21 protein-coding genes are annotated in these 20,892 nt (G+C 51.8%); 14 read left to right on the forward strand and 7 right to left on the reverse strand.

The window, feature by feature from the left end; genetic code table 11:
- Nucleotides 1-6: 6 nt before the first annotated feature.
- The 3 genes from FDX14_RS12560 to xthA all read right to left on the reverse strand — a co-directional run bounded on the left by FDX14_RS12560 (nt 7) and on the right by xthA (nt 2,400).
- Complete coding sequence (locus FDX14_RS12560; RefSeq protein WP_137349632.1) at nt 7-717, reverse strand: TVP38/TMEM64 family protein; 711 nt, start codon at nt 715-717, stop codon at nt 7-9.
- A complete protein-coding gene (locus FDX14_RS12565) occupies nt 714-1,370 on the reverse strand; it encodes a TVP38/TMEM64 family protein (protein ID WP_167371266.1) in 657 nt (218 codons plus the stop codon). Before FDX14_RS12565 ends, FDX14_RS12560 begins: the two co-directional genes overlap by 4 nt.
- Before the next feature lie 223 nt (nt 1,371-1,593).
- Entirely contained in the window at nt 1,594-2,400 is an 807-nt protein-coding gene (xthA, locus tag FDX14_RS12570) for an exodeoxyribonuclease III (protein ID WP_038640136.1), read from the reverse strand.
- Between the two features lie 444 nt (nt 2,401-2,844).
- Between xthA and astC the strand changes: the two genes are divergently transcribed.
- The 6 genes from astC (at nt 2,845) to spy (ending at nt 9,703) form a co-directional block, all read left to right on the forward strand.
- Nucleotides 2,845-4,065, forward strand: coding sequence for a succinylornithine/acetylornithine transaminase (astC, locus tag FDX14_RS12585; protein ID WP_061381465.1), 1,221 nt, complete (start codon nt 2,845-2,847; stop codon nt 4,063-4,065).
- Complete coding sequence (gene astA / locus FDX14_RS12590; RefSeq protein WP_061381464.1) at nt 4,062-5,096, forward strand: arginine N-succinyltransferase; 1,035 nt, start codon at nt 4,062-4,064, stop codon at nt 5,094-5,096. Before astC ends, astA begins: the two co-directional genes overlap by 4 nt.
- On the forward strand, nt 5,093-6,571 hold the full coding sequence (gene astD / locus FDX14_RS12595) for a succinylglutamate-semialdehyde dehydrogenase (protein ID WP_137349633.1): 1,479 nt from the start codon (nt 5,093-5,095) through the stop codon (nt 6,569-6,571). The genes astA and astD overlap by 4 nt, the downstream gene beginning before the upstream one ends.
- Entirely contained in the window at nt 6,568-7,911 is a 1,344-nt protein-coding gene (gene astB / locus FDX14_RS12600; protein WP_061381462.1) for an N-succinylarginine dihydrolase, read from the forward strand. Before astD ends, astB begins: the two co-directional genes overlap by 4 nt.
- Nucleotides 7,904-8,869, forward strand: a complete 966-nt coding sequence (gene astE, locus FDX14_RS12605) for a succinylglutamate desuccinylase (protein ID WP_061381461.1) — start codon at nt 7,904-7,906, stop codon at nt 8,867-8,869. Before astB ends, astE begins: the two co-directional genes overlap by 8 nt.
- A gap of 348 nt (nt 8,870-9,217) precedes the next feature.
- Nucleotides 9,218-9,703, forward strand: coding sequence for an ATP-independent periplasmic protein-refolding chaperone Spy (spy, locus tag FDX14_RS12610; protein WP_003832537.1), 486 nt, complete (start codon nt 9,218-9,220; stop codon nt 9,701-9,703).
- Between the two features lie 25 nt (nt 9,704-9,728).
- Here the strand turns inward: spy and FDX14_RS25170 are convergent, their stop codons facing one another.
- Nucleotides 9,729-9,869, reverse strand: a complete 141-nt coding sequence (locus FDX14_RS25170; protein ID WP_154050572.1) for a hypothetical protein — start codon at nt 9,867-9,869, stop codon at nt 9,729-9,731.
- Nucleotides 9,870-10,001: 132 nt separating this feature from the next.
- Here FDX14_RS25170 and ves point away from each other — a divergent pair, with 132 nt between their 5' ends.
- The gene (gene ves / locus FDX14_RS12615) at nt 10,002-10,577 is read left to right on the forward strand and encodes an environmental stress-induced protein Ves (protein WP_061381460.1); all 576 of its coding nucleotides are present in this window, start codon (nt 10,002-10,004) and stop codon (nt 10,575-10,577) included.
- On the opposite strand, the gene cho is transcribed toward ves, so the two are convergent.
- Nucleotides 10,537-11,424 (reverse strand): excinuclease Cho, encoded by an 888-nt coding sequence (gene cho, locus FDX14_RS12620; RefSeq protein WP_137349634.1) that lies wholly within the window; start codon nt 11,422-11,424, stop codon nt 10,537-10,539. The genes ves and cho overlap by 41 nt on opposite strands.
- Nucleotides 11,425-11,550: 126 nt before the next feature.
- Nucleotides 11,551-12,381 (reverse strand): NAD(+) synthase, encoded by an 831-nt coding sequence (gene nadE, locus FDX14_RS12625; RefSeq protein WP_042308840.1) that lies wholly within the window; start codon nt 12,379-12,381, stop codon nt 11,551-11,553.
- Between the two features lie 209 nt (nt 12,382-12,590).
- Between nadE and osmE the strand changes: the two genes are divergently transcribed.
- The 7 genes from osmE to chbG all read left to right on the forward strand — a co-directional run bounded on the left by osmE (nt 12,591) and on the right by chbG (nt 18,503).
- Nucleotides 12,591-12,929 carry an osmotically-inducible lipoprotein OsmE gene (gene osmE / locus FDX14_RS12630; RefSeq protein WP_006684842.1) on the forward strand — a complete coding sequence of 113 codons (339 nt, stop codon included), beginning with the start codon at nt 12,591-12,593 and terminating at the stop codon, nt 12,927-12,929.
- 301 nt (nt 12,930-13,230) lie between these two features.
- The gene (gene chbB / locus FDX14_RS12640) at nt 13,231-13,551 is read left to right on the forward strand and encodes a PTS N,N'-diacetylchitobiose transporter subunit IIB (protein ID WP_003030620.1); all 321 of its coding nucleotides are present in this window, start codon (nt 13,231-13,233) and stop codon (nt 13,549-13,551) included.
- Between the two features lie 87 nt (nt 13,552-13,638).
- The gene (chbC, locus tag FDX14_RS12645; protein ID WP_006684840.1) at nt 13,639-14,997 is read left to right on the forward strand and encodes a PTS N,N'-diacetylchitobiose transporter subunit IIC; all 1,359 of its coding nucleotides are present in this window, start codon (nt 13,639-13,641) and stop codon (nt 14,995-14,997) included.
- Between the two features lie 54 nt (nt 14,998-15,051).
- Nucleotides 15,052-15,399 (forward strand): PTS N,N'-diacetylchitobiose transporter subunit IIA, encoded by a 348-nt coding sequence (gene chbA, locus FDX14_RS12650; RefSeq protein WP_038640158.1) that lies wholly within the window; start codon nt 15,052-15,054, stop codon nt 15,397-15,399.
- Between the two features lie 13 nt (nt 15,400-15,412).
- Complete coding sequence (gene chbR / locus FDX14_RS12655; RefSeq protein WP_003030617.1) at nt 15,413-16,252, forward strand: transcriptional regulator ChbR; 840 nt, start codon at nt 15,413-15,415, stop codon at nt 16,250-16,252.
- Nucleotides 16,253-16,376: 124 nt separating this feature from the next.
- Nucleotides 16,377-17,732 (forward strand): 6-phospho-beta-glucosidase, encoded by a 1,356-nt coding sequence (locus FDX14_RS12660; protein WP_038640160.1) that lies wholly within the window; start codon nt 16,377-16,379, stop codon nt 17,730-17,732.
- A 12-nt stretch (nt 17,733-17,744) separates the two neighbouring features.
- Nucleotides 17,745-18,503, forward strand: coding sequence for a chitin disaccharide deacetylase (gene chbG / locus FDX14_RS12665; RefSeq protein WP_042308835.1), 759 nt, complete (start codon nt 17,745-17,747; stop codon nt 18,501-18,503).
- Nucleotides 18,504-18,540: 37 nt separating this feature from the next.
- Here chbG and katE read toward each other — a convergent pair whose 3' ends face one another.
- Complete coding sequence (katE, locus tag FDX14_RS12670; RefSeq protein WP_042308832.1) at nt 18,541-20,799, reverse strand: catalase HPII; 2,259 nt, start codon at nt 20,797-20,799, stop codon at nt 18,541-18,543.
- Nucleotides 20,800-20,892: the final 93 nt, after the last annotated feature.

Genomic DNA, 20,892 nt, shown 5'->3' on the forward strand with positions numbered 1-20,892 from the left:
TATGTCTCAGGTTTTCTTCCGTTGACGCTCAAGGTAAAGGCTTCTTGCTCCTGCAATCACCACGCTCAGGGCAAACAGGATGAACAGGCCGGTAACAAACCAAAATGTACTGCCGGTTAACAGGCTACCGGCCCACGAATAGACAATCGTGGCGGGTAACTGACCGAAGCCGGTGGCGAGGAGAAAGTGGCGAAAACGAATCGAGGTCAGGCCTGCGGCATAGCTTACCGGGTCGAAGGGCACAAAAGGCAACAGGCGACAGATGAGAATAGTGTGCTTGCCATAACGTTCGAAAAAAGTGTCCATGTTGTTCAGCACTGTTTTCCCGGTCAGCTTTTCCACCGCACTGCGACCCAAAACGCGGGCAATAAAAAAACACAGCGCTGCGCCGACCATCGCGCTGCTCCAGGACAGTACACCGCCCCAAAACGCGCCAAACAGCGAGGCATTGGCAAACGTAATCACAAAGGCGGGAAGCGGCGCGACGATGGCCTGTAAGATCATCAGGAAGAACGATACAACCGCCGCCTGGGTCCCATACGAACGAATGAAGTTCTCGAGAGCGTGTTGATCCAGCGTAGTAAACGCCGCCAGGCTGTCCCGGAGAAAATCACTGACGCCAGGTATCCACATCCATGCCATCAGCGCGAGCAGCAGCACAACTATTAATCCTGTCCGGTAATAGCGGGTTAATCGCGCTTTGTTCAGCTTTGTCATTTACCTGCACACTCGTGGCTGGACGACGGATCGATATGTTTATATCTGGCCCAGGCTTTTGCCGCCTGAATAAGAATGAATAACGCCAGGCCCGCAACGCTGAGTTTGCCGATAAATGCCAGAGTCATGCCTTCGCTGGCCAGTTCGTGCGACATCAGCGTATAGATAAAGATGCCGGGCAAGGTGGTTACCGCAGATATCACAGTAAATGACCAGAACGGAATCGCCGTCAGCCCATAGGCGTAATTTTGAATATTATAGGGGAACAGTGGGACGAGTCGGGTGAGGATCAGAAAGTCCAATCCGCTATGGGCAATGCCTTTCTCGATTGCCTGAAAAGTCGCCGTGTGCCCAACGTATTTCAGCAGTAGATCCCGACCAAGCCAGCGAGCCAGCAAAAACGACAGCGCCGAGGCGACGGTTGCCGCCACTAACGAGACAAGCGTCCCTGTGACAGGGCCAAACAGCACACCGCCGACGATCACCAGAATGCTGCCGGGGATCAGACACAGCGCCGCGATGATGAACAGCAATATATAAAGCGTATAGCCGAACATGCCGCTTTGGCGGATGACGTCTTGTAAATGCTGGAAATTGGTTATCAGGTCGGTCAGGCCGAAATAATGGAAAACTCCCGCCAGAATGCAGAACAGGACCGCGACGATCAGCAGCCGGTATTCTGCGTTATGCGAACTTCTTTTTCATGGGGGTTCTCCTGTAAAACCGAGTGTAACGCAGCGTTTTCGTCAGCGAAAAGTGCGCGCGAAGATATAATAAATTCCCGGACACAACAATGTATTACCGTCGATTTATTGATTTTACACAGAATAAACAGACTCTCCAGGCGAGGCCCGGAGAGTGAAAAATCGCAGGAGGTCAGACGCGGAATTTAGCCCATACCGGCGCATGATCGGACGGTTTTTCCATGCTGCGGATCTCATAGTCGATGCCGGTTTCTTCGCAGCGCTCCGCCAGTGGGTTGCTCGCTAACAGCAGATCGATACGCAGGCCACGGTTATCATCAAAGCCTTTTGAGCGGTAATCAAACCACGAGAACTGGTCATTTTTTTCAGGATAAGCATGACGATAGGTGTCCACCAGACCCCAGCCCAGCAGACGCTCCATCCACTCACGCTCTTCCGGCAGGAAGGAACATTTACCGGTACGCAGCCAGCGTTTACGGTTTTCCTCGCCAATGCCGATATCGAGATCGGTTGGGCTGATGTTCATATCGCCCATGATCAATACCGGATTGTCGCGTTTCAGTTCAGTCTCCAGATAGTTTTGTAGATTCTGGTAAAACGCGGCCTTGGCCGGAAATTTGGTTTCGTGGTCACGGCTTTCGCCCTGCGGGAAATAGCCGTTGATCACGGTAATGCTGCCCAGAGGGGATGGGATTTCCGCCATGATGATACGACGCTGCGCTTCTTCGCCATCGTCCGGGAAGCCACGACGCACTGCGATTGGCGTTTCTTTCGTTAGCAGCGCCACGCCGTAATGACCTTTCTGACCATGATAAAAGACGTTGTAACCCAGCTTTGCTACCTCTTCGAGAGGGAACATGTCGTCGTGGACTTTTGTCTCCTGTAAGCCAATCACATCCGGTTGGTGTTTTTCGACAATGGCTGCCAGTTGATGAGGACGGGCACGCAGGCCGTTGATATTAAAAGAGACAAATTTCATAGTCGCTGCCGTTTTGCAAGATGAATAGTGCAAGGATGGTAGCAGAATTTCCGCTGGCTGACTGCTTCTTGTCACCTGATTCCAACAATGATTGCCAATGGTGTTAACGATGGAGCAAAAACTGCACCGTTTTGGCGCGAGGCGCGTCAGAACAGAGCAATAATTTCCGATAAATTTCGTATACGATCACAATTCCAGAATTATATTTGGCAACTGAATAAAACTGCGGTTTTTCCTCTATTTAGTCGCCTGATGCGCGAACATATTCACTTTTTATGCGCGTAAAGTGAATATCGCCACGTTGTAACCTGTTGATATTCCGTCACCGACCTTTGTTTATGCACTTTTTTTGCTGGCTGGCACGAACCCTGCAATCTACATTTACACCGCAAATACTATATTTATTAACATATAAATAACTTTTTATTTACCGTTGAGGTCGCTATGTCTCTGTCAATTACGCGTGAAAATTTTGATGAATGGATGATGCCCGTATACGCTCCGGCTACTTTTATTCCGGTGCGTGGTGAAGGTTCACGTCTGTGGGATCAGCAGGGTAAAGAGTATATCGATTTCGCGGGAGGCATTGCGGTTAACGCGCTGGGGCACGCCCATCCGGCTTTGCGCGAGGCATTAAACGACCAGGCGAGCAAATTCTGGCACACAGGAAATGGCTACACCAACGAGCCGGTGCTGCGTCTGGCGAAAAAGCTGATTGACGCCACCTTCGCCGAGCGTGTTTTCTTCTGTAACTCCGGCGCGGAGGCAAACGAAGCGGCATTAAAGCTGGCGCGTAAATTTGCTCACGATCGTTTTGGCAGCCAGAAGAGCGGCATCGTGGCGTTTAAAAATGCTTTCCATGGCCGCACGCTGTTCACCGTCAGCGCCGGAGGACAGCCTGCTTATTCACAAGATTTCGCGCCGCTGCCGCCGGATATCCGCCATGCCGTCTACAACGATCTCGACTCAGCCCGCCAACTGATTGATGACACCACCTGTGCGGTCATCGTTGAACCGGTGCAGGGTGAAGGTGGCGTAGTACCGGCAACAAATGAATTCTTACAGGGGCTGCGTGAATTATGCGATCGCCACAATGCGCTGCTGATTTTTGACGAAGTCCAGACCGGAGTAGGCCGTACCGGCGAACTGTATGCCTATATGCACTATGGCGTTACGCCAGATCTGCTGACGACAGCCAAAGCGTTGGGCGGCGGTTTCCCCATCGGCGCGTTATTGGCGACGGCAGACTGTGCCAGCGTGATGACGGTTGGTACGCACGGTACAACATACGGCGGAAACCCGCTGGCCACGGCGGTGGCGGGCAAACTGCTGGAGATTGTTAACACCCCGGATATGCTCAACGGTGTTAAGCAGCGCCACGACTGGTTTGTGGAGCGTATTAACGCCATTAACGAACGTTTTGGACTGTTTAGTGAAATTCGTGGGCTCGGCCTGCTGATCGGCTGCGTACTGAACGCGGAATTTGCCGGGAAAGCGAAACTCATCTCGCAAGAGGCGGCCAATGCCGGAGTGATGGTGCTGATCGCCGGCGCTAACGTGGTGCGCTTTGCGCCAGCGTTAAACGTCAGCGAAGAAGAGGTTGCTAGCGGACTGGATCGTTTTGCGCTGGCCTGCGAACGCATTAAAGCAGGAGGTTCATCATGATGGTGATTCGTCCTATTGAACGCGCTGATATCACCGCGCTGATGCAACTGGCCGGTAAGACCGGCGGTGGGCTGACCTCGTTACCGGCGAATGAAGCCACGCTGATGGCGCGTATCGAGCGCTCGCTACAAACCTGGCGCGGTGAGTTGCCGAAAAGTGAGCAAGGCTATGTTTTTGTACTTGAAGACAGCGCCAGTGGAACCGTGGCAGGGATTTGTGCCATCGAAGTGGCGGTGGGGCTTAACGATCCCTGGTACAACTATCGGGTTGGCACGCTGGTGCATGCCTCGAAAGAACTGAACGTATATAACGCGCTGCCGACGCTGTTTCTGAGCAACGATCACACGGGTAGCAGCGAGCTTTGCTCTCTGTTCCTCGATCCCGACTGGCGTAAAGAGGGCAACGGCTATTTGTTGTCTAAGTCGCGCTTTATGTTTATGGCGGCATTTCGTGACCGGTTTAATGAAAAGGTCGTGGCCGAGATGCGCGGCGTAATCGATGAGCACGGTTACTCCCCCTTCTGGGAAAGCCTCGGCAAACGCTTTTTCTCCATGGAATTCAGCCGGGCGGATTTTCTCTGCGGCACCGGACAAAAAGCCTTTATTGCTGAACTGATGCCCAAGCATCCTATTTATACCCATTTCTTGTCTGATGAAGCGCAAAGCGTAATTGGTCAGGTACATCCGCAAACCGCACCAGCGCGAGCGGTGCTGGAGAAAGAAGGATTTCGCTACCGCAATTATGTCGACATTTTCGACGGCGGGCCGACGCTGGAATGCGATATCGACCGGGTACGGGCGATTCGTAAAAGCAGACTGGTGGAGGTGGCGGAAGGTCAGCCTGCAACCGGCGATTACCCGGCCTGTCTGGTCGCCAATGAAAACTATCAAAACTTCCGCGTCATGTTGGTTCGCGCTGACCCGGATACCCAACGTCTGGTACTGACGGCGGCGCAACTGGACGCCCTGAAATGTCAGGCGGGCGACCATGTACGTTTTGTGCGTCTTTGTGCAGAGGAGAAAACAGCATGACATTATGGATAAACGGCGACTGGGTGACGGGGCTTGGCGAGCGTCGGGTGAAAACGAATCCGGTAAGCGGTGATGTGCTGTGGCAGGGCAATGACGCCGATGCAACCCAGGTGGCGCAGGCGTGCCGTGCTGCGCGCGCAGCCTTTGCCGGTTGGGCTAAACACCCCTTTAGCGCACGTCAGGCTATTGTTGAAAAATTTGCCTCATTGCTGGAAAGCAATAAAGCCGAGTTAACGCAGATTATCGCCCGGGAAACCGGCAAACCGCGCTGGGAAGCTGCCACGGAACTGACGGCGATGATCAATAAAATTGCTATCTCTGTGCAAGCTTACCATGCGCGTACCGGGGAGCAGCACAGTGAACTACCGGATGGCGCGGCGACGTTGCGCCATCGACCGCACGGCGTGCTGGCGGTATTTGGCCCGTATAACTTCCCGGGCCATTTGCCCAATGGCCATATTGTTCCGGCTCTGCTGGCAGGCAACACGTTGATTTTCAAGCCCAGCGAGCTGACGCCGTGGACCGGTGAAGCCGTGGCAAAACTGTGGCAGCAGGCGGGCTTGCCGCCGGGCGTGCTGAATCTGGTGCAGGGCGGACGCGAAACGGGGCAGGCGCTGAGCGCGTTGGATGATCTGGATGGTCTGCTGTTTACCGGCAGTGCCAATACCGGTTATCAGCTGCATCGACAGTTATCCGGCCAGCCAGAAAAAATCCTTGCGCTGGAGATGGGCGGCAACAACCCGCTGATCATTGAGAACCTGGAAGATATAGATGCGGCAGTACATCTGACCATTCAATCCGCGTTTGTCACCGCCGGGCAGCGTTGTACCTGCGCCCGTCGCCTGTTGGTTAAAAACGGCGCGCAGGGGGACGCGTTCCTCGCGCGTCTGGTGGAAGTCAGCCAACGACTAATGCCGGGTCACTGGGATGCAGAACCGCAGCCGTTTTTAGGTGGGCTGATTTCTGAACAGGCTGCACAGCACGTTTATGATGCCTGGCAACGTCTGGCGTCGTTGGGGGGGCACACGCTGCTGGCGCCACGCATGGTGAAAGCCGGAACGTCGCTGCTGACCCCTGGTATTATTGAGCTGACCGACGTGCCAAACGTACCCGATGAAGAGGTTTTTGGTCCTCTGCTCGGCGTCTGGCGCTACGACAGCTTTGATGACGCGATTCGTATGGCGAACAACACCCGCTTTGGGTTGTCTTGCGGGCTGGTTTCACCCGATCGCAGCCAGTTTGATCAGCTCCTGCTGGAGGCGCGGGCCGGGATTGTTAACTGGAATAAACCGTTAACCGGCGCGGCAAGCACCGCGCCGTTTGGTGGCGCGGGCGCTTCCGGCAACCATCGCGCCAGCGCGTGGTATGCCGCCGATTATTGCGCCTGGCCGATGGCGAGCCTGGAATCGCCGGCCTTAACTCTGCCGTCGGCGCTCAGCCCCGGTCTGGATTTCTCTCGCGAGGATAAACGATGAAAGCGCGTGAGGTAAATTTCGATGGTCTGGTGGGGCTGACCCATCACTATGCGGGACTGTCATTTGGTAATGAGGCTTCGACCAGCCACCGTTTTCAGGTGTCGAACCCTCGTCTGGCGGCGAAGCAGGGTTTGTTAAAAATGAAAGCGCTGGCGGATGCGGGATTCCCTCAGGCGGTGATCCCGCCTCATGAACGTCCCTATATCCCGGCGCTGCGTCAGTTGGGCTTTTGCGGCAGTGATGAGCAGATTCTGGACAAGGTGGCGCGTCAGGCGCCGCACTGGCTCTCCAGCGCCAGCTCCGCATCACCTATGTGGGTGGCGAATGCGGCAACGGTCTGTCCTTCGGCAGATTCACTGGACGGAAAAGTGCATCTGACGGTGGCGAATCTGAATAATAAGTTCCACCGTTCGCTGGAAGCGCCGACGACCGAAGCGTTGTTACGCTCGATTTTCCGCGATGAAAGTACCTTTGCGATTCACGGCGCGTTGCCTCAGGTTGCTTTGTTTGGTGATGAAGGGGCGGCAAACCATAACCGACTCGGCGGGGACTATGGCGATCCCGGCGTACAACTGTTTATTTACGGTCGTGAAGAGGGGAACGCGTCACAGCCGAGGCGCTACCCGGCGAGGCAATCCCGTGAAGCCAGTGAAGCCGTAGCCCGACTCAATCAGGTCAATCCACATCAGCTTGTTTTTGCTCAGCAAAACCCGGACGTCATCGATCTTGGCGTGTTTCATAACGATGTGATTGCGGTGTCGAATCGTCAGGTGCTGTTTTGTCATCAGCAGGCGTTTGTCAGACAGCAAGCGTTGTTAGAGCAACTACGACGTCAGGTGGCTGGTTTTACTGCGCTGGAAGTTCCGACCGCAGAGGTGTCGGTGCAGGATGCGGTAACGACCTATCTGTTTAACAGCCAATTACTGAGTCGTGACGACGGTTCGATGATGCTGGTTTTACCGCAGGAATGTCGGGAGCATGCTGGCGTGTGGCGATATCTGAACCGCTTGCTTGCAGATGACAATCCGATCGATGACCTGCGGGTCTTTGATTTGCGCGAAAGCATGTCCAACGGCGGCGGCCCGGCTTGTTTACGCCTGCGAGTGGTGCTTACCCCACAGGAGCTGCAGGCCGTGAATCCGGCGGTTATCATGAACGACACGCTGTTCAATACGCTGAATAACTGGGTCGACCGCTACTATCGCGATCGCCTTGTCGCAACGGACCTCGCGGATCCGCAGTTGTTGCGCGAAGGGCGTGAAGCGTTGGATTCACTGACGCAATTGCTCAATCTCGGCTCTGTTTATCCCTTCCAGCAGGAGACAACGAGCCATGGATAATTTTCTGGCCCTGACACTCGCGGGTAGCGTACCGGAGAAAACGCAGGGCACAATTCACGGTTTTGTCTGGCAATGGCTTGGTCACGGGGTGCTGGAACTGACACCAACTGCGCCGGTTGAACAGTCGCTGGTGCTTTCTGCGGGGATTCACGGCAATGAAACCGCGCCGGTAGAAATACTTGATTCATTGCTGACCAGACTGTTTAACGGTGAGCTGGCGCTAACATGGCGCCTGCTGGTGATTCTCGGTAATCCGCAGGCGCTGGCTGCGGGGAAACGTTATTGTCATAGCGACCTGAACCGTATGTTTGGTGGCCGGTGGCAGAGTTTTGCCGAGAGTGAAGAAACGCATAGAGCTCATGAGCTTGAGCTGTGTCTGGAAGATTTTTACTCGCGCACGAAAGAGCCTGTGCGCTGGCATCTGGATCTTCACACCGCGATTCGCGGCTCACAGCATCTGCGCTTTGGCGTGTTGCCACAACGCAACGTTGCCTGGGACGAAAATTTTCTGGGTTGGCTCGGTGATGCGGGGCTGGAGGCATTGGTTTTCCACCAGACCCCAGGCGGCACCTTCACCCATTTTAGCGCTGAACATTTTGGCGCGCTGGCCTGTACGCTGGAGCTGGGTAAAGCGCTGCCGTTCGGGCAAAACGATCTGACCCAGTTTGCACGCACAGCAGATGCGATGGCGAAGCTGCTGCGGGGCGAGCGAGTGTCTACGGGAGAAACCTCCCCGCTGCGCTACCGTGTGGTCTCTCAGATAACACGGCGGAGCAACGATTTTATTCTCCACATGGATAACCAGACGCTCAACTTTACCCCTTTTACCGAGGGAACGTTACTGGCGCAGGACGGAGATGAACGTTTTATCGTCACCCATGACGTTGAATACGTTCTTTTTCCGAACCCAAACGTGGCCTGTGGTTTACGGGCCGGATTGATGCTCGAAAGGTTTTGATAAATATAACCGCCCTCAGGTTTATTTCTGAGGGCTTATTTTTACGTGCGCTTTAGCTTTATTACGGATTATTCCTGGTAAGTTGCTTCCTTAATAATCACAGTTCAGGTATAGTTCTTCATAATTCTTTCAAAATCATCTGGTTGTAATTTTTCATTTCAACTCTGCGCAATTTATTCTTTTTTTCTCCATAATTGATGAAAGTTTGTTTTTTACACTTTCATTGTTTTACCGTTGCTCTGATTAATTGACGCTTAAGCCGGTAAAGTTAATCTCGTCAACACGACATCACATTGCATAAGAGTCGCATGAATGTCGTAAAAATAACTGAAAGAAAGGATAGAAATTATGCGTAAACTGACTGCTCTGTTTGTTGCCTCTACCCTGGCGCTGGGCGCTGCAAACCTGGCCCATGCTGCTGACACCACAACAGCTGCGCCAGCGGATGCCAAACCAATGATGCATCACAACGGGAAGTTCGCCCCGCATCACGACATGATGTTCAAAGACCTGAACCTGACCGACGCGCAGAAACAGCAGATTCGCGAAATTATGAAAGGTCAGCGCGATCAGATGAAACGTCCGCCGCTGGAAGAACGCCGCGCAATGCACGACATCATCGCCAGCGATAGCTTCGATAAAGCGAAAGCCGAAGCGCAGATTGCGAAGATGGAAGAACAGCGCAAAGCCAACATGCTGGCGCACATGGAAACCCAGAACAAGATTTACAACATTCTGACGCCGGAACAGAAAAAGCAGTTTAATGCCAATTTTGAGAAGCGTCTGACAGAACGCGCAGCGCAGAAAGGTAAAATGCCGGAAGCTGCTGAGTAAACGCCAGGCGTCTACACTAAATTAGTCATGCTGTGTCGGCGTTCAGTGCCGCACAGTGTGCAACAAACTCAAGACCGCCGCTCTTGTCCACAACACGTTTAACGATGTGGGCAGGATCGGCGGTTTTTTCTTTCTCGCCAGGATGATGCGTTAATCTTTTTTGCAAAATACCGTATTCAGCGCTAAGGCTAACCAACCCTGTTGCCGATAACGATACTCTGCAGGGTAAATATCACAATGATGATTTATGGCTGGCTGTTCACGGCAGGTTGACGTGCTACGCCTTTCTGGAGGGGTGATGGAATATTTCGATATCCGCAAAATGCCGGTTAGTCTGTGGCGCAATGGGGCGGGAGAAACGCGAGAGATTTGCTGTTTTCCGCCAGCAACACGCGATTTTCACTGGCGGGCGAGTATCGCCTCCCTTGCAGCGAACGGAGAGTTTTCTCTTTTCCCGGGCGTAGAACGCGTTATTACCTTGCTGGAAGGAGGTGAAGTGACCCTGGAAGAGGCGAACATGTTCACTCACACCCTGAAACAGCATCAACCTTTTACTTTTGCTGGTGACAAGGTAGTAAAAGCAAAGCTGACGGAAGGACGGATGTCGATGGATTTTAATATCATGACCCGACGAGATGTTTGCCAGGCGAAAGTCAGAGTTGCCGATCGCACTTTTACGACCTTTGGTTCTCGTGGCGGCGTTGTGTTTGTTATCAGTGGCGCCTGGCAATTGGGTGAGAAACTGCTGACGGCCGATCAGGGCGCGAGCTGGCACGACGGTAAACACACCCTGCGCCTGTTGGAGCGTGAGGGGAAACTGCTGTTCAGCGAGATTAACTGGATGCCGGGACACTCTCCGGATTCAGTTCAATAATATCGTATTTGCCAGACAGAACAGGCCGACAGAGAATTTTGTAGCCATCATGGTCAAAGCCAGCCGGCATTCTCGCCAGGGTTGTCGCCTCATCCAGCGTTGCAACGGCGCCCAGCCAAAACCAGTTATTGATGATATGGTACTGAGTCATTTCAGCGCGGGTTTCTTGCAGCGCAATGGCATTGTTCCACGGCCAGCAGATGACGCGCACTCTTTCCAGCGCTTCCAGCAGGCGCGAATGATGCGCCTGCGGACTCTCTTTCCCACAGCACGCTCCGGCGCAGCGCTTTAGCGCTGAGCGAAAGCAGGCGCGCCCGCGACTCAGGGGCTCCAGCCCCAACAGGCCGTAGCACAGTTGCTGTTCATCGGCGATGCTTTGCAATGTTTGTAGCGCGGCACGACGATTGGCAAACAAACCAAACAGATTGGGGGAATGGGAGAAATCAATCTCTCGTGCGTAAACAACCTGCACAGTCTGGTCGGTGAGCTGCAGGGCGCAAAGCTGACGATTGCGCCGCAGACGTTTGTTAAACAGAGGCTGTTGCTCTTTGATCAGCCGCGCCTCTAACAGTAGGGCGCCAATTTCTCCAGCCGTACAAATCCAGCTAATGCGTTTGGACTGGCGCAGCATTGCCGCTTCGTCCGTGGTACGCAGGTGCGACAACACGCGGCTGCGAATATTAACACTTTTGCCTATATAAAGCGGCATGGTGTCGCTTTCGCTATGAAACAGATAGACACCGGGCACAGCGGGAAGCGCACTCAAAAATGGGCGCAGATGCTCAGGATATTCATAAATTGCTGCTGCCTCTAATGTCAGGCGAGGGGCTGATTGACGGCGTACCACTTTTCACTCCGCTGCTGGTTATCCATCCAGTATAACAGCTGAGGGGCGATTAAAAAAGCGGCATGGCCATGCCCCTTAGGCCGGAGAGCAGCAAGAGGGGCGCTATCCGGCCTGAGGCAGAAAAAATTACGCTTTTTTCCAGAAATCATCAAACACGGTGATGGGTGGGCGACGTTTGTGCTCAGTCTTCACGTACCAACCTTCAATTATTTTCGCGACGTCGGCAGCCAGGGTTTTTCCTTCCAGATAATCGTCGATGTTGTCATAGCTCACGCCCAATGCGGCTTCATCCGGCAGAGAAGGGCGATCGTCTTCAAGATCGGCGGTCGGTGCTTTCTTATATAAATGTTCCGGGCAACCCAGCGCGGCAAGCAGTTGTTTACCCTGGCGCTTGTTCAGGCGGAATATTGGGTTGATGTCAGTACCGCCATCGCCATATTTGGTGAAGAATCCGGTGATGGCTTCTGCTGCATGATCGGTACCCACGACAACGCCGCTGGTCATACCGGCGATGCTGTATTGCGCCTTCATACGTTCACGTGCTTTTTCATTGCCACGCACAAAATCACTCAGCTCAATACCCGCCTCGCGCAGCGCCTGCTCGCTGGCCAGCACCGCACCTTTAATATTGACGGTGAGTACGCGGTCCGGTTGTATAAAGGCAATGGCGTCCTGGCAATCCTGTTCGTCAGCCTGAACTCCATATGGTAAACGCACCGCAATAAACTGTAGCGCGTCATTCCCTGTTTCCTGGCGGAGCTCGGAAATGGCCATTTGGCAGAGCTTCCCGGCGAGTGTTGAGTCTTGTCCGCCGCTAATTCCTAACACCAGTGATTTCAGAAAGGGGTAAGTTTGCAGGTATGATTTGAGGAAATCTACGCTGCGACGAATTTCCTCTTCTGCATTAATGTGCGGTTTTGCGCCAAGCGCTTTGATTATCTCTTGCTGCAGAGTCATGCAACCCCCTGTGAAAAATAAAATGATAAAAAATGATATGTTAAAGCTAACGCGTTGAGGCCCAAACGACAAGGGATGCAAGCCTGATATAACATCATTTTGTTTTAATAGAATTTTCCGAAACGGCCTAAGTATCATCTGATTGCTTGAAAAATGTGTTGTTGTGCTCCAGGCTTACATAACACGCTGAAAAACAAGAGGACGAAAAAATGAACAAGAATCTAACAGGAATTCTGGGTGCAGCGGCTGTTTTGACTATGCTGGCGGGGTGTACGGCCTATGATCGTACCAAAGACCAATTTGTTCAGCCCGTAGTGAAGGATGTGAAGAAAGGGATGAGTCGGGCGCAAGTCGCGCAGATTGCCGGTAAGCCTTCTTCAGAAGTAAGCATGATCCATGCGCGCGGGACCTGTCAGACCTACATCCTGGGTCAACGAGATGGTAAAGCTGAAACCTATTTTGTTGCTTTAGACGATACCGGCCATGTGATCAACTCTGGCTACCAGACCTGCGCAGAGTACGACACAGACCCACAGGCAGCGAAGTAGTAACAACTGCTTATTGCCTGAGCACTCTGAACAACCGGCCATCGCGCCGGTTTTTTTGTGCCGCACGATCTTATTTATTGCCGCGAATTATTTGCCCGAAATGTGAGGGGGGTCATAACGACAGGTCAAGGAGAGACAATTTAGTTGGTCAAGGAAATACCATCCACCGGTACAATCCCGTATACTCGTTTCAGCCACCTAAAAAAGTAATTTAGCTGACGCAAGTTACCCAGAGCATGGATGCAGGTTATGGCTTGCGGAGTGTCTGGTTGACAGATAATCGCACATGAGGATCGTTTTAATGGAAAAGAAACACATTTATCTGTTTTGTTCTGCGGGCATGTCGACTTCATTGTTGGTTTCGAAGATGCGTGCTCAGGCCGAAAAATACGAAGTGCCGGTTATTATTGAAGCGTTTCCTGAAACGCTGGCTGGAGAAAAAGGCCCAGCGGCCGATGTTGTGTTATTAGGTCCACAAATTGCTTATATGTTGCCCGAAATTCAGCGTTTGTTACCCAACAAGCCTGTGGAAGTAATTGACTCGCTGCTGTATGGCAAAGTCGATGGTTTAGGCGTGCTTAAGGCTGCTGTTGCAGCAATTAAAAAAGCCGCAGCAAATTAATTATTTTATTTTAATTTTTCCCGTCAAAGAGTTATTTCATTAACATTCACCGCAATTACTAATTGCGGTATTTAAGGGTATTTTTCTATGAGTAACGCTATTGCTTCACTTGAAAAGGTACTCCTTCCTTTTGCTGTAAAAATTGGAAAGCAGCCACACGTTAATGCAATCAAAAACGGTTTTATTCGTTTGATGCCGTTAACCCTCGCAGGGGCAATGTTTGTATTAATTAATAACGTTTTCCTGAGCTTTGGGGAGGGGTCGTTTTTTTATTCGATGGGCATTCGACTTGATGCTTCAACTATTGAAACGCTGAATAGTTTGAAGGGCATCGGTGGAAACGTCTATAACGGTACGTTGGGTATCATGTCCTTGATGGCGCCGTTCTTTATCGGTATGGCGCTGGCGGAAGAACGCAAGGTCGACTCACTGGCTGCCGGGTTGTTATCTGTCGCCGCGTTTATGACCGTAACGCCATATAGCGTGGGTGAAGCCTATGCTGTTGGTGCTAACTGGTTGGGTGGTGCCAATATTATTTCCGGTATTATTATCGGCCTGGTGGTCGCGGAAATGTTCACTTTTGTGGTCCATCGTAATTGGGTGATTAAATTACCTGATAGCGTACCGACGTCCGTATCGCGTTCCTTCTCTGCGCTGATTCCTGGCTTCCTTATTCTCTCCATTATGGGGATCATCGCCTGGGCGCTGAACACCTGGGGTACCAACTTCCATCAGATCATTATGGATTCCATTTCAACGCCGCTGGCATCGCTGGGTAGCGTAGTGGGTTGGGCCTATGTGATTTTTGTTCCGCTGCTGTGGTTCTTTGGTATTCACGGTTCTTTGGCGCTGACTGCGTTGGACAGCGGAATCATGACGCCATGGGCGCTGGAAAACATCTCTATCTACCAACAGTTTGGTTCCGTAGACGCCGCGCTGGAAGCCGGTAAGACGTTCCACGTCTGGGCGAAACCGATGCTCGACTCCTATATTTTCCTTGGGGGTAGCGGGGCAACGTTGGGTCTGATTATCGCTATCTTCCTGGCATCGCGTCGTCCAGACTATCGTCAGGTTGCTAAGCTGGCACTGCCTTCAGGTCTCTTCCAGATTAACGAACCTATCCTGTTCGGTCTGCCGATCATCATGAACCCGGTTATGTTTATTCCGTTCATTCTGGTGCAGCCGATTCTGGCGGCGATTACGCTGGCAGCTTACTACTCAGGCATTATTCCACCGATTACCAACATCGCACCGTGGACCATGCCAACCGGTTTGGGCGCGTTCTTTAACACCAACGGTAGCGTCGCCGCTCTGCTGGTCGCGCTGTTCAACCTCGGTATCGCAACGCTGGTTTACCTGCCGTTCGTGGTGGTAGCCAACAAAGCTCAGAACGTTATTGATCAAGAAGAAAGCGAAGAAGATATCGCTAACGCATTGAAATTCTAAATTTAATCCGGCATGGCTTCACCGTCATGCCGGACTGAACCAGAGGGAAAAAGTATGTTGGATATCGAGAATATCGTCGACACGCAGTCAGAAGCAGAAGAACTTGAAGAAGTGGTGATGGGGCTCATCATCAATTCGGGTCAGGCGCGTAGCCTGGCATACGGCGCGCTCAAAATGGCCAAGCAGGGTGATTTTGAAGCAGCGAAGACCATGATGGATCAGTCTCGCCTGGCGTTGAACGAAGCGCACCTCGTGCAAACGAAATTGATTGAAGGCGATCAGGGCGAAGGTAAAATGAAAGTCAGCCTGGTGCTGGTCCACGCACAGGATCACCTGATGACGTCGATGCTGGCGCGCGAGCTGGTCACTGAACTGATTGAACTTCACGAGAAGCTGAAATAGCGAGGAGTGCGCAATGCAGCTACAGATTAACGCACCGGAAATCAAAACCGTCTATGAACAGCAACTGTTTAATGGCAAAAATTTCCATGTGTTCATCTATAACAAAACTGAGAGCATCAGTGGGCTGCATCAGCATGACTACTATGAGTTTACGCTGGTTTTAACCGGACGCTATTATCAGGAAATCAACGGTAAACGCGTATTGCTTGAGCGCGGGGACTTTGTTTTTATCCCGTTGGGATCGCATCACCAGAGTTTCTATGATTTCGGTGCGACAAGGATCCTCAACGTCGGTATCAGTAAACGTTTTTTTGAACAGCACTACCACCCGCTGCTGCCATTTTGTTTCGTTGCATCGCAGGTCTATCGGGCGAATAACTCGTTTCTTACCTACATTGAAACGGTTATTGCATCACTGAACTTTCGTGAGAGCGGACTCGATGAATTTGTAGAAGTGGTCACCTTCTATATTATTAATCGACTGCGCCATCATCGCGAAGAGCAGGTGCTGGATGATATTCCTCAGTGGCTTAAGACCACCGTCGAGACCATGCACGACAAACGGCAGTTTAGCGAGAATGCGCTGGAAAATATGGTACACCTGTCCGCGAAATCCCAGGAGTATCTGACCCGCGCAACCCAGCGTTATTACAGTAAAACGCCGATGCAGATCATTAATGAAATTCGCATTAATTTTGCTAAAAAACAGCTGGAAATGACTAACTATTCTGTAACGGATATTGCTTATGAGTCTGGTTACAGTAGTCCAAGTTTGTTTATTAAAACGTTTAAAAAACTGACGTCGTTTACGCCAAATAGCTATCGTAAGAAATTAACTGAATTTAATCAGTAGATATTATTTTCCAATAACTCATTTTTTATAGCTTGCCCTAAATAGCGTCGGGACAGCCACGCTATACCTGAGATACGGGTTGAGCATAATACATGTCAGTGTTTTGACACTGAAGGGAGAACGTATGAGCCAGAAATTAAAAGTCGTCACTATCGGTGGCGGGAGCAGCTACACCCCTGAATTACTTGAAGGCTTTATTAAGCGCTATCACGAATTACCGGTTTCTGAATTGTGGCTGGTTGATGTAGAGGGTGGTAAAGAGAAGCTGGACATTATTTTTGACCTTTGCCAGCGGATGATCGACAAAGCGGGCGTCCCGATGAAGTTGTATAAAACGCTGGATCGCCGCGAAGCGCTGAAAGATGCGGATTTCGTTACCACTCAGCTGCGAGTAGGGCAACTTAAAGCCCGTGAGAAGGATGAGCGTATCCCGCTGAGCCACGGTTATCTGGGACAGGAAACGAACGGTGCGGGCGGTCTGTTCAAAGGTTTGCGTACCATTCCGGTTATTTTTGACATTGTGAAAGATGTGGAAGAACTGTGCCCTAATGCGTGGGTGATTAACTTTACTAACCCGGCCGGGATGGTGACTGAAGCGGTCTATCGTCATACGAATTTCAAGAAATTCATCGGCGTGTGTAATATTCCCGTCGGCATGAAAATGTTCATTAGCGATGTGCTGGCGCTCAAAGAGAGCGATGATTTATCTATCGATCTGTTCGGTCTGAACCATATGGTCTTTATCAAAGACGTACTGGTGAACGGCGTGTCACGTTTTGATGAGCTGCTGGATGGCGTCGCATCGGGCGAATTGAAAGCGTCTACCGTGAAGAACATCTTTGACCTGCCGTTTAGTGAAGGACTGATTCGTTCGCTGAAACTGCTGCCGTGCTCTTATTTGCTCTACTACTTCAAGCCAAAAGAGATGCTGGCGATTGAAATGGGTGAATACTATAAAGGCGGGGCACGCGCTCAGGTGGTACAGAAAGTTGAGAAACAACTTTTTGATCTCTATAAAAATCCTGAGCTGAACGTTAAGCCGAAAGAGCTGGAGCAGCGCGGTGGCGCTTATTACTCTGATGCAGCCTGTGAAGTGATCAACGCTATCTACAACGACAAGCAGACCGAACACTATGTCAACATTCCACACCATGGGCATGTCGATAACATTCCTGCGGACTGGGCGGTAGAAATGACCTGCACGTTGGGACGCAACGGCGCCACGCCACACCCACGTATTACTCATTTTGATGAGAAAGTCCTTGGTCTTATCTATACCATTAAAGGTTTTGAAGTGGCAGCGAGCAACGCGGCACTGAGCGGCGAGCTAAATGACGTGCTGCTGGCACTGAACCTGAGCCCGCTGGTGCATTCTGACCGCGATGCTGAAGTCCTCGCGCGTGAATTGATTCTGGCGCATGAACAATGGCTGCCAAATTTCGCCGGGTGCATTGAGAAACTGAAAAGCGAACAACACTAACTGAGGTCGGCTATGGAACGCGTACTGATTGTAAATGCGGATGATTTTGGCCTGAGTAAAGGACAAAACTACGGCATTGTTGAAGCCTGCCGCAATGGCGTGGTCACCTCGACGACGGCGTTGGTGAATGGCGCGGCGATTGACCATGCGGTACAGCTGAGTCGTGACATACCTGCACTTGCCGTCGGGATGCACTTTGTTCTGACGCTGGGCAGACCGTTGACGCCTATGCCGGGCCTTACACGTGACGGATTGCTGGGGAAATGGATCTGGCAGATGGCAGAGGAAGATGCTTTGCCGCTGGATGAAATTTCGCAAGAGCTGGCCGCACAGTATCAGCGTTTTATAGACCTGTTTGGGCGGGAACCGACGCATCTGGATAGTCATCACCATGTGCATATGTTCCCGCAGATTTTCCCCATTGTCGCAAGCTTTGCAGCCGAACGAGGGATTGCGTTGCGTATCGATCGTCAGGCGGTATTCCAGGCGTCTGATTTACCCGACCGGTTGCGTACTTCCCAGGGATTCAGCAGCGAGTTTTATGGCGAAGCGATTTCTGAGGCGCTGTTTTTACAAACGCTTGACGCCTCAGCAGACCGGGGAGAGTCCTCACTGGAAGTTATGTGTCATCCAGCCTTTATTGATGACACTATTCGTCAAAGTGCCTACTGTTACCCCCGCTTAACTGAGCTTGACGTACTGACGTCTTCGTCACTGAAATATGCTATTGCGGAGCGCGGTTATCGTCTTGGCAGTTTTCTGAACGTGTAATTCCTGAGTTTGCGGCGCCATTATGCGCCGCATTTTTTTAGGCAGGGATCGCGTCGATTTTTCCGGCTCGCGACCAGACACGATGCGCAGTCATCAGTGTCAGCAGGGTATCCATAAACTGTGCGTCTGCACTGTCCGCTTCTACCACGCCTTCCTCACTCTGATTTGTGATATTCAATGCAGCTTTAAGCTGGCGAGCATCTCCAGCCAGGGCGATAGGTTTCAGGTGTTTATACGCTTCGAGTAAGTAATATTTAGCATCTCCATTCATGGCGATATCCGCGATATTCCCACCCGGAACGATAACCGCATCAACCGTCAGCGACGGCGAGCCGGCAAAGGTGCCCGCGATCGTCAGGACGGAGCCATCGTCGGCAACCACATTACCCATTCTGGAATAGAGCAACCTGGCATGAACGCCTTTCGCCTGCAGGGCTTGCATAATGGTGAGCAGATCGTCCGCCTTTATCTGATCATTGAGCAGAATGGCGACCACGCGGCCTTTGATATCACCTTTTGAACCCGCATATAGACTAAGCGAAGGCGCATTGGTTAATCCGTTGACATCCGGCGGAGGGGAGATCTGGGTTTGCTCTTCGGTCAGCTCAAAACCGAGGTTGCTGGCCACGGACTGCGCCAGCGTAGTATCAATATGCGCCAGATGATCGACCACTCTTTCGCGAATATAAGGCCGGGTCACCTTACTGAGTTCGAAACTGAATCCGCCAATAATATGCTGTTGCTCTATTGGCGTCTGGCTTAACCAGAACAGGCGAGGGTGGGCATAGTATTCGCCGAAAGAGGGGCTACGCTCACGAATTTTATTCCCGTCAATGCGCTCCTGATACGACTCAAATCCACCACGTTTTGGCCCCGGCGGCGTTTCTCGTGGCCAGTTGTCATTGATGGAGTTAGGTTCATAGTTGGCGGGATTGGTATCAATATCCATGCGATGCATACCGTCGCGCTGGAAGTTATGATACGGGCAGGTAGGACGATTGATTGGGATTTCATGGAAGTTGGGCCCACCCAGGCGACTGATCTGTGTGTCCGTATACGAGAACAGTCTGCCCTGTAACAGAGGATCATTGGTAAAATCGATGCCCGGAACGATGTGACCGGGATGAAATGCCGCCTGTTCGTTTTCTGCGAAGAAATTGTCCGGGTTGCGGTTTAGTACCATTTTACCGACGCGCTGAACCGGAACCAGCTCTTCCGGGATGAGCTTGGTCGGGTCGAGCAGGTCAAAATCGAATTTAAACTCATCTTCCTCCGGGATTAACTGCAGGCCAAGTTCGTATTCCGGGTAATCACCGGCTTCAATTGCCTCCCACAGATCGCGGCGATGGAAATCAGGATCGCGTCCCGTCAGTTTCTGTGCTTCATCCCATACCAGAGAAGCTTTGCCAGCCAGCGGTTTCCAGTGGAAGCGGACGAAAGTGGCTTTCCCCTGCGCATTAATCAGCCGAAAAGTATGGATACCGAAACCTTCCATCGTGCGATAACTGCGTGGGATCCCCCGGTCAGACATCGCCCACATCACGTTGTGCAGGGTTTCAGGTTGCAATGAGACATAATCCCAGAAGGTATCATGTGCGCTTTGGCCCTGCGGGATAGCCCAATGTGGCTCCGGTTTTACGGCATGGACGAAATCCGGGAATTTATGTGCATCCTGAATAAAAAAGATCGGCGTGTTATTTCCTACCAGATCAAAGATGCCCTCTTCGGTATAAAATTTTGTCGCAAATCCCCGAATATCTCTGACCGTATCCGCTGAGCCCGCGCCGCCCTGGACAGTTGAGAAACGGACAAAAACGGGTGTTATCTTGTTTTCTTCGGATAAGAAATCGGCTTTTGTCGTTGCGCTTAAATCGGTATAAGACTGAAAGTAACCGTGCGCGGCTGACCCTCGGGCGTGAACGATACGTTCTGGTATACGTTCGTGATCGAAATGGGTGATTTTTTCTCGCAGGATAAAATCTTCCAGTAATGTTGGCCCGCGATTTCCGGCGCGCAGCGAGTTTTGATCGTCCGCAATGCGTACGCCCTGATTGGTGGTCAGGGCAAAATCTTCGCTTCCTTTGCGAAAACTGTCCAGCGCGTTGAGTTTGTCACTTCTGATGTCAGGTGCTTTTAAGCTGCCGGACGTAGTAGGTTGCATGCCCGGAGGCGTCGGTTCAGGCGTTGGACGATGTGAACCGTCTGCTGGCGCCAGAGAATCAAGACCAGGTTTGGACTCGCTGGCGTCATGAACCGGCGCAGTGTGATGGAGCGGATGCTTATCTTTCTGTGACATTAAACTCGTCTCCTGTATTCATCGCTGAAAGGGTCGTTGTTGCTGTCAAAAGCTTTAACTATAGACCACTCATTCAGCCCTGCAGGAATATAC

The organism is Citrobacter sp. wls710 (assembly GCF_005281115.1).
Lineage (GTDB): Bacteria > Pseudomonadota > Gammaproteobacteria > Enterobacterales > Enterobacteriaceae > Citrobacter > Citrobacter werkmanii.

Coding starts and splice junctions, on each gene's coding strand:
- FDX14_RS12560 (WP_137349632.1), bottom strand. CDS start 717: ATGACAAAGCTGAACAAAGCGCGATTAACCCGCTATTACCGGACAGGA.
- xthA (WP_038640136.1), bottom strand. CDS start 2,400: ATGAAATTTGTCTCTTTTAATATCAACGGCCTGCGTGCCCGTCCTCAT.
- astC (WP_061381465.1), top strand. CDS start 2,845: ATGTCTCTGTCAATTACGCGTGAAAATTTTGATGAATGGATGATGCCC.
- astA (WP_061381464.1), top strand. CDS start 4,062: ATGATGGTGATTCGTCCTATTGAACGCGCTGATATCACCGCGCTGATG.
- astD (WP_137349633.1), top strand. CDS start 5,093: ATGACATTATGGATAAACGGCGACTGGGTGACGGGGCTTGGCGAGCGT.
- astB (WP_061381462.1), top strand. CDS start 6,568: ATGAAAGCGCGTGAGGTAAATTTCGATGGTCTGGTGGGGCTGACCCAT.
- astE (WP_061381461.1), top strand. CDS start 7,904: ATGGATAATTTTCTGGCCCTGACACTCGCGGGTAGCGTACCGGAGAAA.
- spy (WP_003832537.1), top strand. CDS start 9,218: ATGCGTAAACTGACTGCTCTGTTTGTTGCCTCTACCCTGGCGCTGGGC.
- ves (WP_061381460.1), top strand. CDS start 10,002: ATGGAATATTTCGATATCCGCAAAATGCCGGTTAGTCTGTGGCGCAAT.
- nadE (WP_042308840.1), bottom strand. CDS start 12,381: ATGACTCTGCAGCAAGAGATAATCAAAGCGCTTGGCGCAAAACCGCAC.
- osmE (WP_006684842.1), top strand. CDS start 12,591: ATGAACAAGAATCTAACAGGAATTCTGGGTGCAGCGGCTGTTTTGACT.
- chbB (WP_003030620.1), top strand. CDS start 13,231: ATGGAAAAGAAACACATTTATCTGTTTTGTTCTGCGGGCATGTCGACT.
- chbC (WP_006684840.1), top strand. CDS start 13,639: ATGAGTAACGCTATTGCTTCACTTGAAAAGGTACTCCTTCCTTTTGCT.
- chbA (WP_038640158.1), top strand. CDS start 15,052: ATGTTGGATATCGAGAATATCGTCGACACGCAGTCAGAAGCAGAAGAA.
- chbR (WP_003030617.1), top strand. CDS start 15,413: ATGCAGCTACAGATTAACGCACCGGAAATCAAAACCGTCTATGAACAG.
- FDX14_RS12660 (WP_038640160.1), top strand. CDS start 16,377: ATGAGCCAGAAATTAAAAGTCGTCACTATCGGTGGCGGGAGCAGCTAC.
- chbG (WP_042308835.1), top strand. CDS start 17,745: ATGGAACGCGTACTGATTGTAAATGCGGATGATTTTGGCCTGAGTAAA.
- katE (WP_042308832.1), bottom strand. CDS start 20,799: ATGTCACAGAAAGATAAGCATCCGCTCCATCACACTGCGCCGGTTCAT.